Consider the following 12348-nt stretch of genomic DNA (forward strand, 5'->3'; position numbering starts at 1 on the left):
ACCCCTAGTGAAGCGGTTTGCCATGCTAGAACTTCTTTAAGAAAACACTGACCGCACCGGACCGAGGGTGCATGAATTTAGACATCACAAGCGACGGCAGTACCGCGCCAGCCCATCGAATCAGCGGTTAACAACAGTTTATTGGAGGGGCCGCACACAAAAATATCTAGTTGCTGCACACAAAGCTACAAAACGCAAGTTGTTTTTGTAAGAAATTCAGGAATGGGAAATGTGGCGGGCGTTGATATTGGCTAGATCCCAGCGGATGGTTCAAAAAGTGTGGGGATTTCATCCTTCCAGGAGCGCCCTGTGCAAAAACTGCATTCACACGAAACCCAAGGCAGTGTGGATGGGATTGCTTCAGCGATTTGTGGAAGTCGATCCTTCAATCGAACGCCGATCGCTGGATTGAATCGAGAATTGGGCTTCAATTGGTTCGATGCGTGCAGACGCTGATCGGCACCTTGCCTGTGCGGGCAGACCGCACGCTTTTCGTTTACGGGAGGACTATGCTGCTCTTGGCGAGTAGCTATTCAACAACCCGCCAAGTCCTTCTTGACAGACGGATAGGACATCCGTGGATCGTAAAAGGTTTTCATTCGTTGTTGCAAAGTGCTGCTCCGTTTTTTTAGAACGTGGAAAGTTTGTGAGAATCGATCAGTGGCATGCCAACAAGATCACACCATCGAATCGCCGGCTAGGAATCGGGGAGTCTCGATTTGGTGGTTTCGTTGCCATCTGTTTGCGCAGCGGGCCGATTCCCATGCTCATCGTCATCAGTTCATCGATCAGTTCTGCTCGTCGCTCAGCTGACTTTTGATCCGTCCGATCACTGAGATGCTCCAGTTCTGACTGCATGTCACGCATGGTTCTCACCGCCGCGTATAGTCGTTTCTGATCTTCTTGTTTCATTTGAGTATCCGTTGACTTTTCTTCAGATTGTTGAGTTTTTCAATTCGCTAGATTTCATGCGAGTTCACCCGCTTGTTTTCGCCGTCATCTCTCAACCTTCCGTCAAATAGGCATGGAAGGATGACGCTCGGTGGCACTGGCTTGGTCCGAATGGTTGCCAAGATGGCCACATGTCCGCGAGAGTGCGGAATCCACCTTGCCCGGACTGGACAGGTTGGCGAGGGCGTCAGCCCTTCTCTTCATGAAAAATAGCGGAGAAGAAAATCCAGCACGCAGACTTGCAACCTGGTTGCTGCCACGGGAACGACAGTGACCAGACCCGAATGATCGGAATCCCCGTGCTGGGTTTTCCTCTCCGCCAACTTACTAGGCTGCATTGGGGCACCAAAGGGGCGCACCAATTCGTAAACTTGCATCAAAAAGTTAAACGCCCGCGACGGATCACTCCGCCGCGGGCGTTTCGGTTTTGCTCGTCTTTCGACTTACAGTTCGACGGAATCCACTTCGCGGACGAAGCGGGATGCGTCGTTTTCTAGGAGCTCCGGGAGGTTGCCGAATGCGTTCAAGTTTGACCAGATCAGTTTGTTAGACTGTGGCTAGTTCTTCCCACCAAAGATCGTTGGTGGCCTGCCCAAATAGTCTTGCCCGCCGAAGATGTTCCTTTGGCTCGTCGAGCGTCGTCCACTGGATCCACGGAAGTCTTGACCACCGTAGATATTGGGTCGGCTTGTTCCTTGGCCACTTGGGCTTCGGTAATCCTGGCTACCAAAGATGTTTGCCCTGCTGGTCACTCGTTGTCCGCTTGGACCTCGATAGTCTTGCCCGCCGAAGATATTCTTTCGGCTCGTCCAATTCTTGCCATCGGAGCTGGTGTAATCGAATCCCCCAAATATGTTGGCCCGGCTCGTGACTCGCTGGTCCTCTGGGCCACGGTAGTCGTGTCCGCCAAAAATGTTCTTGCTGCTAGACCAAGAGGTCTGAGAATACGCCATGGGTGTCGTCAACAACACCATTGCGAGTATCAGCAATAACCGTCTCATGGGAATCGTCCTTGAACCGAAATCCTTTCGATGGTGTCTCGAGGGCCAGGCCACTGAGTTACCACGCGAGCCTTCGGCAATGGTGCTCAATCTCTGGTGCGCGCGAAAGCAAAAAACATGGCTACCGACTGTTAAAGGTGCACTCATTATTCCATCGCTCCTGACGTCTGATTGATTCGGATTCGAACCCACGACCGTCGCATGATGTAGTCCGATTAGGCAGTCAATCGTGTATTCGTGGCGACGAAGTTCTGGACCAGAGGTTTTTGTCTGAGCTACCACTTGCTTTCGCAGCGGACGGGAATCGAACCCGCGACCTCGTCACTCGCGTGACGCGCTCTCCCATGTACTCCGAACCGGCAGTCGCCATGTGTTGTTTTTAGCTGGATCAAAAACGACTGACGAAGTCTTGATCAGAGAATCTATCCTGCGTGTCTTCCAATTCCACCACAACGATCTTGCGATCGAAGGCGGGACTCGAACCCACAAGGCTTGTAGGCCACAGAAGCCCATGTACTCCAAATCGGCAGTCAGTCGTGTTTTGTAAATGGCGACGAGGTAATGACTCAGATCACTAACGTGTAGGAATCGAACCTACCGATCGTGTTGCCACGATCTCCAGACTCACTGGACGCAATCATTGGTGGATGGATTCCAAGCCGGCAGTCGCCATGTTTTGTAAAAGTCCAACGAAGTTGTTGTTGAGAGGGTAAGAACGTCCGTTTCAGCGGTTGCTGATCGTTGACTGGCCCCTTCGTCTACAAGAGACTCCGGCGCCGTTCACTAGCCGGTCGCCCGACATCGCTACCTTAGGCTCCTCATGTATTCCCAGCAGGCAGTTGAACTTTGTGTTGTGATCGGCCAACGAAGGTTTTGAATCAGACGGTTCTTTTGCAAAGATGTATTCCGATTCGTCAGTTGGTCGAGCAAGAAACGCTGGTGGGAGTCGAACCCACTTAAACCGGGTTGCAGCCGGCCGCCTAGCCATCTGGCTCCAGCGTTGCGGTAGTCTTTAGGGCTTAGTCTTTAGTTTCCAGGAAAACAGGGGAATGAAATGCGAGATCATCGGAAACTCCGAGCGTTTGAACTTGCAGATGAATTGGTACTGAAGGTATACCGTGCAACCAAGACATTTCCTCGCGACGAAATGTTCGGTCTAACGTCGCAACTTCGCCGAGCTTCTGTTTCAATCGCATCGAACATCGTCGAAGGCTGTGCCCGCCAGTCGCAAGCGGACTTCGTCCGGTTTCTCGACATGGCGTTCGCGTCCTCACGCGAAGTTAAGTACCAACTCAGCATCGCAGCGAGACTCGAGTACTTACCCGCCGATCTCGCCACGACGCTGAACGACAAAGTCGTCGAGACGTCAAAGGTCACCTACGGGCTCCTCAAATCGCTCCGCAGCGATTCCTGATCCCTACAGACTAAAGACTATGGACTACAGACTCCCTAGTCGTCTCTAAAAGTAGTCGTCGCGATTTCCGTGGCTTTGCCAACTGGCCTCAGCGTCGTGCCAATAGAATTTACAACTCAGATTAATTCGGGCGAGTTCTTTTCGCGTCGGTTAACCGATGCGAGAATAGGAATTAGAACGGGAGGGCGGCAAGCGACCAGCCATGATCATATTGAACGTGAGGACACAATTGAGCGTGCGTTTTTTGTCTGTGATTAGATCAAAAATCCAGTCAACCGGATGGATTGCTAGTCCACGTTCAGGACTGCAAACGCAATACGCTTCGCCTTTTTCTTTTCCCTGGACGTTGCACCATTCCCACTCCAAATCCCAGCAATAACTCTGGCCCACGAAACTCCCAAGCTCAATCGCGAGACCGACTTTCTCATCATGAGTCAGATTCCTGTTATTCCTTGCTTCGGTGACTTCTTGTTCGATGATCTTCAGTCGCTCTGGTGTACCCTTGATCTTGGAAAGCTTTAAACGCTTCATGGCTGCACGAACAAACATCCACATCTCTGATTCTTGCTCTTGTGTTAGTGGCGATTCTGTACTGCGCTTTCTCTTAGGACTCGTGTCGATGATATCTGGTACAGCCGTTACCCAAAGAGATGAGTCGTATCGTATGTTCTTCACAGCCCGTTTAAATACAGGATGGTCGAGAAGCGTTCCAGACCGGGCAAGGAATCTGAAAATGACGGCATGCTTCTTGGCTAAATAAACACGGATGATTTCAGCTTTGGATCGAGGGAATGCGTCTTGCTCCCACTCCTCAGTGAACCCATTCACGTGAAGCATATTCCAATCGAAGAGTTGACCGTCTGCGATCTTGATTCGTCTTTTCTTGCGATCGCGCGTGTACCATTCCAATCTTTCTGAAAGCACACCTTTCGCCAGCGGGAGCTTAAACACTTCGATTCGCAACAAATTTGCTTTGTCCCAAGGTTCTTGCGTTTCGCCCAAGAAGGTTGCCCCCACCGTCTTGGCCGTGCCATCCCAAACAAGCTCTGAGAGTGGCCATAGGTGAGCGCCCTTGATGACCAAGCATCCCATTCCAAACTCCTTTTGCAATCGGGCTTCATCGAGATCAAAACTGTGTTGCATTTGCCTTACCCAGGAGCGGATATATGAGGTGTTTGCGTGCCATTGATTCTGTAACATCCTAGATGTGTCATTGTAGCGAACCTCTCCGTTGGTGTCAGCTAGGCGAAGTACTCTTGCAGTGGAAAGGGGCGGCGTGGCCGAGGTCATGGGAGCATCGACCGATTCTCAGCAGTGCAAGCAAGCCGGCACCAGCGCCGTGGGCCAATGCGTTCGCATCCTTCGCGAATCATTCGTCATCGACGATTATTCATCGTGACTGACTCGGCCTCGTTCGAGATCGAGATACAGTCGTGCGTTGGCGTTCTTTGCCAAATCACGAAGCGTTTCAAGCTCGGCCAATCGCAACAGCGCTGGGTGTCCTTCCAGTACTGCTGCTGCCTTCGCTCGTTGCTCGTAGGCTTGCGTTTCCGCGTCCACCTTCGCTCGCAACGACTCAGCTTCCGCTTGCTCTCGCAACCGAAGTGCTTCTGCATTCGCCGAAGCATCTCGCCGCGTGATCTCCGCTCGCGATTCGGATTCGATCTGCTCGACTTCCGCTCGCGTTCGTGCTTCCACCAACTGGGCTTGGCTTTGTCGTTCCGCTGCCAACACTCGTTTCATGATCTCCTGCAGATTTCCTGGGAAGATCAAGTCCTTCACGTCGGCTCGACGAATCGCGACACCGTAACCATTCGCTGACTCCGTCACGTCCGAAAGAATGTCTTCGCTCAACCGGTTTCGGTTGGTCAGAATTTCTTCCAGATTCATTGTCGACCACGATCGGTTGTCGGAAACCGAACTCGTTGATGCTTTGCACCACGTCGGCGACAGCGTCGTCGTTGATGCGAGGATTGTTCTCGTAAGGCTTGATTCGATCAAGCGTCCACATTTCGACCTGCATGTTTTGGCCCTTCCAAGGCGAGAGAATGAAACGGGAAGGGTTCGGTCGGTCGTTGGCTGAGTAGATGGTTGGGTGGCGATCATCGTCGTCTGGCTCGGGTGCGCCATCGGGGAACTTTTTCTGGAACCGTCGTATCGCAGTGTTGGCGAGTGACTTGGCGATGGTGCGGGTGAATCTTCCATGAGGCAGCCCTCGTGCTTCGGCTTCTTCAAGTAACCAATCCGTGATCGTGTCGATGTTTTGCAGACAACCTTGGGCACCCCAGTCGTTCATCGTGTCGGCGCGGGTGTCGCAGTTGCAGGTGTCGCTCGGTCGAGCGAACCAAGCGAGCATTTTCTTGAGTTCATTGCCGGGACCGGGGCGGTAGTCGGCGAACTTGAGTGTTGTCGGTTCGGACTGGCGATCGGGCAGGTAGCTGCGGAGCATCGCGTGCAGTTCCCGCGTGTCCTGCTTGCGTCGCTTCTTGTTGACCAGGGCCATCCCGATCGTGACGACGTTGATCGCTCGCGGGTTGGATTCGTTTTGGCAAGCGTTACACGCCGCGGGCGTGACTTTGGCTGGGCAGCCCGCCATGCCCGTGGCGACTTCGCAAACGTTGTTGGGTGTCAGGTGCGGGCAGTGGATCATGCGGTCAAGGATCACTGATAGCGAGCAACGCTACAACACGCTCAAGCAATCGTCCGACGAGACCCGCGACGAAATCATCAGCCACGCCGACATCCGCGACGCCCTGCACCAGTTCGACGACATGTGGGACACGATGCCAAGAAAAGAACGTTGCCGGTTGATCGAGCTCATGATTGAAACCGTCAACTTCGATGGTGTCGCCGGTACCATCGACATCACCTTCCAAACCACCGGCATCAAAACGCTGGGGCAAGACATCAACCTTCTGGAGACCGCCCAATGACAACCGCCCCCACCGTCCGCCGCAACTTCCACGTCGCCAAAGTCGATCGCGGGGAACGCCGCATCCGACCCGGTGCCGCCCCACCACGGCCCACCGCCGGCCGACTGCCGCGACTCGCCCGAATCATGGCCCTGGCCATCCACTTCGACCGAGCCCTATTCACCGGCCGATTCCAAACCCAAGCCGACCTCGCCCGAGCCGGCCAAGTCACCCGCGCCCGCCTGACTCAAATTCTCAACCTCACCTGCCTCGCCCCCGACATCCAAGAACAGCTTCTGCACCTGCCGGCCTACACCGAAGGTCGAGCCCCTCTCACCGAACGCGACGTCCGCCCTATCGCCGCCGAACCCAACTGGGCCAAGCAAAGATCGTGGTTCGCCAAGCTTTCAACTCAAAGATCTCTGAGTCTCTGATCGGCCCCCGCCGGCACCATCTCATCGCTGCCCAGAAGCCACAGATCTCGCTCTCAAAAGCCTGGCAACGGTCTCTGCGATCCATCGCATTCGGTTCAACTCAATCGTGTTAACCGAGACCTGAGTGTCAAACAGAGAACCAGAGACATTTCGCGGTTGGGTTTCGTAATCGGGCAGCCACTTCGAGAGATCCAGCACCTTTGTGGAAGAGTCGTCAGTCATGATGTATCGGCCGAGGAGGGGAGCGTATCGCATGATATTGCAATTTCGACAGTCTATCAGTCGCCGGCTCGGCTTTGCAGGGTGAGGAGCAAGTACGGCCTTCGTTCTTGTGTTTGATGAAATGCCGAATGACGTCTCTCATTGCGGTGATGTGTTTCGGGCGTGGTTCGCTCAGGACGATCGAGTGCTAGAATTCTTATTTTCTCGTGTCTTGTGTGCGTGCAGCGAATATGGGCAAAACAACAAAACGAATCTCCAGCCCGATTTCCACCGGTGGTGGTGGCAACGAATTTGAACGTCACACCGATGCGTACTGGTTGGCATTGTTGGCCGTTCGTTCGATTCCGCCGATCTTGATTGATTGTGTTGTTGAAGAAGTACACCTCCAAGCTGAGCACTTGGGATGGGACACGGATGACACACTCATTGTTGGGCGGACAGCGAAGGGCGGTTTGCGGCGACTGGCGTGTCAGGTGAAACGTTCATTCCGGATCAGTGCAAATGATTCTGAATGCTGCAAGACAATCATAGACTTTTGGGGTGACTTTAATTCCGGGTCGCGATTTGATCCAGAAACCGATCGTCTTGCCGTTGTCACGCTTCGTGGTACGAATCGCTTGCTCGGGGACTTCGGAAGCCTCTTGCAGCTTGCCCGCTCCTCCCGAGACGCCTATGACTTCGCGAGACGCCTGTTGACACCGGGCATGATCAATGCGGATGCGATCCGCGACTGCGATGCCATTTGTCAAATTCTGTCCGTTTGCGAAAGCCGTGCGGTATCGAGGCAAGACCTTTGGCCTTTCCTTAAAGCTCTTCACATCTTGAGTCTCGACCTCGCCTCAGAGACCAAAGCGTCCGAGAGCCATGTGAAGGCCATGCTGGCGATTGCCGCAAAAGGGACTGATCGGCTTGCGGATGCAGAAACCTCATGGAAAGACTTGTTGGTTGAGGTTGGTGACGGCATGCAGAATGCCAAGAGCTATGGGAGAGAGGATTTGCCACACTCGGTCCGAGAGCGGATCGGCGGAATCGACAGTCGGCAGGAACTGATTGTCACGAGGATGCGTGAACATTCACAGCCAATTCTTGCCAACATTCATACAACGATTGACGGAGAATTCCACCTTGATCGTGACGAGATCGTTCAGAAAGCACTCAACAGTTCTTTACAGTCGCGAATCGTCGTCATCACCGGCCCGGCAGGTTCAGGGAAATCTGCGATTGCGAAAGAGGTATTCGTTCATATTACCGAGGACTGTACCGGATTCTGCTTAGGTGCCTCGGAGTTGGCTCGACCGCATATCGACGAGACGCTCGTCGCGGCCCATGTTTCGGCGAACCACGCGGAGCTGGCCGGGATCTTCGTCAGCCAACGTCGCAAACTTGTCTTGATCGAAAGTGTAGAACGTTTGCTCGAAGCAGCCGACCGAGCTGCCTTTGCGCATCTGCTGCAAATGATCGAAGGCGACCCGACTTGGCAGCTCATTTTGACATGTCGCGACTATTCGAGTGCGATTGTTCAAAGTTCTTTGCTGGCAAGAACATCCGTCGGTTACTCAGTCGTTGAAGTCCCCAAGTTGACTGACGCCGAAGTCGATGCAGTTGCGCGCAAATTTCCGATCATTAGAGAACTGGCAGCAAGTGAGCCTCTGCGACGATTACTTCGCAGTCCGTTCGTTCTAAGCAAAGTGATTTCGATGAAATGGGAGGCCGCGACGAGTCTTCCAGCAACCGAGCGTGAATTTCGCCGGATGTTTTGGAGTCAAATCGTAAGAGCCGATGACCAACAGACCGATGGGATGCCGGGGCGTCGGGAATCCGTCTTCTTGGAAATATGTATCGAGCGAGCAAACCGGTTAACCGAGTCGGTTTCGATAAGGGGCAAAGACGAAGCGGCCACTATGACCCTTCGGAACGACTCACTGCTGAGCCATGGCAGCGATGGTCCTAACTTCGCTTTCCCATCACACGATGTCCTTGAGGACTGGGCGATCATTCATTGGATTGAAGACCACTTTCAGGATTGCGAATCACAGATATTGGAACTTCAACAGCGTTTGGGCACAGCTCCAGCCATTCGTCGAGGCTACCGCAAGTGGCTCAATGAACTTGCCGAATCAGAGGAGACGCAGATCGCTGAAATCTTTGCAGATGTCGTGAACGCTTCGACGGTGGATCAGGGGTTTGCTGATGACACGATCATCGCGATTTTGAAGTCCAGTCACGTGGCAAGTTTCTTGGTCGAACATGAAACGATGCTCTTTTCACAAAACAAGGCGCTGTTGCGGCGAGTGATTCACTTAACGCGAATGGCTTGTAGGATGCCACCGCCTTATGTCGCCGGTGGCTGGAATGGTTTGATCCAACAACCTGTGGGACGTGTGTGGTGTACGCTGCTCGGGTTGATCAAAAAGCACATCGCGGACTTTGGCGAAGATGACTTGCCACTGCTGGTTGGTTTTGTCGAAGAAGCTTCGATGGCGGAAGAAGGAGACGGTGGTTATCCGGACGGTGCCGAGTCGATGGTGTCGATCGCTTGGTCATTGCTGCCACTGTTGGACAATTTCTCCGGACGCGCACAACAGAAATGTCTGCTAGGGGTCATTGCCAGATTTCCTCGCTGTCAGGCTGCCAGATTTCTTGCAAAACTATCGCCTGAACGCGATGACGAAGAGGTCGATGATGTGTTCGACAGGGACGACTTTCTGGAGCTCATCTTCTTTGGATTTCAAGGAGTTCCTTCCTGCAGGGACTTCCCTGCCGAAACGCTTGCAGCGTTCCTGCGGGAAGTAAAAGCGGACCAGCGCGAATTAGATGGATATCAAGGTGTTGGAATCCAACAGTCGGCAATGTTTGGTCTTACGCATGACTATCATCGTTGGTCTCACTACGCCAGTGCCTACAATGGACCGTTCAACTCGCTATTACAGTTTCACCCGGAAACGGCACTCGACGAGCTGATTCGGTTTGTCAACGAGAGGACCGAGCGATACGCAACGCGACCGATTACAAACCAGTATCTGAGCAGACCTGACCGCGTTTCCATGGAACTGCCAGACGACACGACAGTTGAGCAATGGTTCGATCGGGAGCTGTGGACGATCTACCGTGGCCGCACGGGGCCGGTAGTTCTTCAGTCGGCCTTAATGGCACTTGAGCGTTGGCTGCTGAACGCGGCGGAACGTTCCCCCGATCTTCTCGATAATCTGTTGCTTAAGATTCTGGCGGGCAGCAATTCCTGCTCACTTGCCGCCGTTGTCGCCGCGGTAGCAGCAGCGCATCCTCGAATTGCCCGCGAGACGGTGTTCACGCTGCTCGGGTCACCGCAATCGTTGTGGATGGACCACTATCGCTTTGCTCTCGACCAGACATCACCTCCCACCGCATTCAACCTGCCAACTCACGACCCGATACGCGACGTTTTTCTGAACGAAAGACGAATCGCTAATCAACAACCCCACCGAATTCGCGATATCGAAACAGCCGTGTTTGAGCTGCAATTCGGCCCTGACCGAGAACGCATACAAAAAAGGATCGACACATACCTCGATCAACTTCCCGAAGAAGGAAAGCGATCGGACGCTGATCTTGACTGGCTGATGGCCCTACGGCGAATGGACTTGAGGCACCGAACCATCAGTGAAGTCGATGTTGCGACCCCTGCGTCATCGAATACTGACGCGGAAGAACAGACGATACGCTACCTCAAATTCGAGCTGGAGTTTCCAGACGAATCGCTGCAAGACCGGTCGAACAAGGCGGACCAAGATCACCAGTCAATGGAACAACGCATCGGTCTACTGATGTGGGGGATGAAGGCGTTTGAGCGAGACGCCGATTCTTCAATTGAACCGGCTAAATGGAAAGAATCGCTTCAGGCAGCAATGTCTCGGAGCGGACTTGAGGATGGCGAGTACGATCCAGCGGAGACCGCTCCAGCATTTGTCGCTGCTGTTTGTGTGCGAGATCACGCAATCGAACTTAACCCCGAAGAATTTGGCTGGTGCGTCAATACGATTTGTGCAGCGATAGAGAAAACGGCAAACGAATGGGGGCCGTTGGCCGCTACCGAACGTCACGCTTTTGAAGGCGATATCCCGGCAGCGAATGTTATTGCAAAGCTCCTTGGCTACGCACTCCCGAAGGATTTGCAAACTCGGGTCATGACATGCTTTGCTTCGGCCATGACCCACCCCGATCAACGAGTGGTCGAATCTTGCGCGATCGGAGTCGGAGAGCACCTATTCTCAAAAGATCGTGCTTTGGCTGAGCGGTTCGTTCATGCCATCAACTACAAACAAAAGCTGATAGTCCAGCATGTCGAGGACCATCGGAAATCTGAGTTCGGCGAAGGGCCATCCTACGAGCAACGCCGTATTCAGATCGCGAATGAAGTGCGAAACGCATTTATCGAGGACACGGTCGAAGAGACACCTCTCGTCGATGGGCAGTTTACGCAAGATCACATCGAATCGCTTCCCGTGATTCTATCGGCGCTTCTGCGTGTTCCCCGCGACCCGTTAGCAGTGCCGTCGTTCTTGCACGCATCCACCGCCATGGTTCACTGGTGGGACTTGATGGCAGCAGATCGAAGGAGGCGTCGTGATGCGCCAGTCGAAATTCTGAACTCACTCCGTTTGTTGCTTAGTCAATTTCTGTTGCAATGCGACCAGTCTGAGATCGAGCGAGTGTTAGCTCCAATACTTGACGCTGCGTCCCAGCATCCCGAAGAGTTGGAACTCTTGCTGCTCGCTATCATCGAAAGACAATGTGAAATGCAGGAATCAGAAAACTTCTGGATCGCATGGGAGCTATATGCCAGCGAGATGCGCTCAGCAACTTGGTTGCCGCACGTCGACGAGCGGGGGTGCCAAGGTGCAAAGTTGATGAGGGCAGTTTTTCTCTCTGAAAATTGGGCAAAGCTTTTCCGCCCTTGGGAGCCATTGGAAGGAAACGAATCCAGAATTCACGATCTGCTGTCGGCAACTCCATCTTCTGTCGCAAGACTTGAAAGCTACGTCAACTATCTCGCCTCTGTTGGCGTGAGCACATGTCCAGAATCATTTGTGCAACTTGCTGAGGTCGTCGACTCGGTTCCGATGGAAGGGTGGCGATCCAAACCGGGAGTCGTGTCTACGCTGGAATTGCTGTTGCAACGTTTCCTGTACGCGGAGCCTGTCCGTTTGAAACGCAATCCGAAAATCAGAAGTGCCGTTCTGCTCTTGTTGGATAGGCTTGTCCAGGCAGGATCATCCATCGGCTACCAAATGCGAGACGACTTTGTCACACCCTTGCCCGCAAATGAACAGTTCTAGCACCCTTGGGCTGCTGCTGACAATTCGCCATTCATTTTTTCGTCAGAGGACGTTTTGGTTGCGAAGCTTTTAGCCGAATTCCGAATCCCATGAATTCGA

At 53.4% G+C, this 12348-nt stretch carries 8 protein-coding genes, 1 tRNA gene, 1 pseudogene and 1 riboswitch; of the genes and pseudogenes, 4 read left to right on the plus strand and 6 right to left on the minus strand.

What is annotated here, in order from left to right; genetic code table 11:
- Positions 1-657 precede the first annotated feature (657 nt).
- From Pla100_RS11285 to Pla100_RS30675, 3 genes are all read right to left on the minus strand, one after another.
- The gene (locus Pla100_RS11285; protein WP_146577817.1) at positions 658-912 is read right to left on the minus strand and encodes a hypothetical protein; all 255 of its coding nucleotides are present in this window, start codon (positions 910-912) and stop codon (positions 658-660) included.
- Positions 913-1052: 140 nt separating this feature from the next.
- A riboswitch (SAM-I-IV-variant riboswitch) is annotated at positions 1053-1162 on the minus strand.
- A gap of 346 nt (positions 1163-1508) precedes the next feature.
- Positions 1509-1952: a hypothetical protein gene (locus Pla100_RS11290; protein ID WP_146577818.1), complete on the minus strand. Its 444-nt coding sequence runs from the start codon at positions 1950-1952 to the stop codon at positions 1509-1511.
- Positions 1953-2883: 931 nt separating this feature from the next.
- Positions 2884-2954, minus strand: a tRNA-Cys gene (locus Pla100_RS30675).
- 52 nt (positions 2955-3006) lie between these two features.
- On the opposite strand from Pla100_RS30675, the gene Pla100_RS11295 reads away from it, so the two are divergent.
- Complete coding sequence (locus Pla100_RS11295) at positions 3007-3366, plus strand: four helix bundle protein (protein ID WP_146577819.1); 360 nt, start codon at positions 3007-3009, stop codon at positions 3364-3366.
- A gap of 150 nt (positions 3367-3516) precedes the next feature.
- On the opposite strand, the gene Pla100_RS11300 is transcribed toward Pla100_RS11295, so the two are convergent.
- From Pla100_RS11300 to Pla100_RS32570, 3 genes and pseudogenes are all read right to left on the minus strand, one after another.
- Entirely contained in the window at positions 3517-4509 is a 993-nt protein-coding gene (locus tag Pla100_RS11300) for a hypothetical protein (protein ID WP_146577820.1), read from the minus strand.
- A gap of 243 nt (positions 4510-4752) precedes the next feature.
- Positions 4753-4926, minus strand: a complete 174-nt coding sequence (locus tag Pla100_RS31555) for an SPFH domain-containing protein (protein ID WP_231602958.1) — start codon at positions 4924-4926, stop codon at positions 4753-4755.
- A 177-nt stretch (positions 4927-5103) separates the two neighbouring features.
- Positions 5104-5571, minus strand: a pseudogene (locus Pla100_RS32570) (SPFH domain-containing protein); the annotation flags it as partial.
- A 305-nt stretch (positions 5572-5876) separates the two neighbouring features.
- Between Pla100_RS32570 and Pla100_RS11320 the strand changes: the two are divergent.
- From Pla100_RS11320 to Pla100_RS11330, 3 genes are all read left to right on the plus strand, one after another.
- Positions 5877-6299, plus strand: a complete 423-nt coding sequence (locus Pla100_RS11320) for a hypothetical protein (RefSeq protein WP_456238270.1) — start codon at positions 5877-5879, stop codon at positions 6297-6299.
- Positions 6296-6712, plus strand: a complete 417-nt coding sequence (locus tag Pla100_RS11325; protein WP_146577823.1) for a hypothetical protein — start codon at positions 6296-6298, stop codon at positions 6710-6712. The genes Pla100_RS11320 and Pla100_RS11325 overlap by 4 nt, the downstream gene beginning before the upstream one ends.
- A 452-nt stretch (positions 6713-7164) precedes the next feature.
- Entirely contained in the window at positions 7165-12249 is a 5085-nt protein-coding gene (locus tag Pla100_RS11330) for an NACHT domain-containing protein (RefSeq protein ID WP_146577824.1), read from the plus strand.
- Positions 12250-12348: the final 99 nt, after the last annotated feature.

The sequence above is a fragment of the Neorhodopirellula pilleata genome (assembly GCF_007859915.1).
Classification (GTDB): domain Bacteria; phylum Planctomycetota; class Planctomycetia; order Pirellulales; family Pirellulaceae; genus Rhodopirellula; species Rhodopirellula pilleata.

Bases quoted from the DNA above. Each gene is read 5' to 3' on its own strand.
- Pla100_RS11300 (WP_146577820.1), bottom strand. From the start codon at position 4,509: ATGCAACACAGTTTTGATCTCGATGAAGCCCGATTGCAAAAGGAGTTT.
- Pla100_RS11285 (WP_146577817.1), bottom strand. From the start codon at position 912: ATGAAACAAGAAGATCAGAAACGACTATACGCGGCGGTGAGAACCATG.
- Pla100_RS11290 (WP_146577818.1), bottom strand. From the start codon at position 1,952: ATGAGACGGTTATTGCTGATACTCGCAATGGTGTTGTTGACGACACCC.
- Pla100_RS11330 (WP_146577824.1), top strand. From the start codon at position 7,165: ATGGGCAAAACAACAAAACGAATCTCCAGCCCGATTTCCACCGGTGGT.
- Pla100_RS11325 (WP_146577823.1), top strand. From the start codon at position 6,296: ATGACAACCGCCCCCACCGTCCGCCGCAACTTCCACGTCGCCAAAGTC.
- Pla100_RS11295 (WP_146577819.1), top strand. From the start codon at position 3,007: ATGCGAGATCATCGGAAACTCCGAGCGTTTGAACTTGCAGATGAATTG.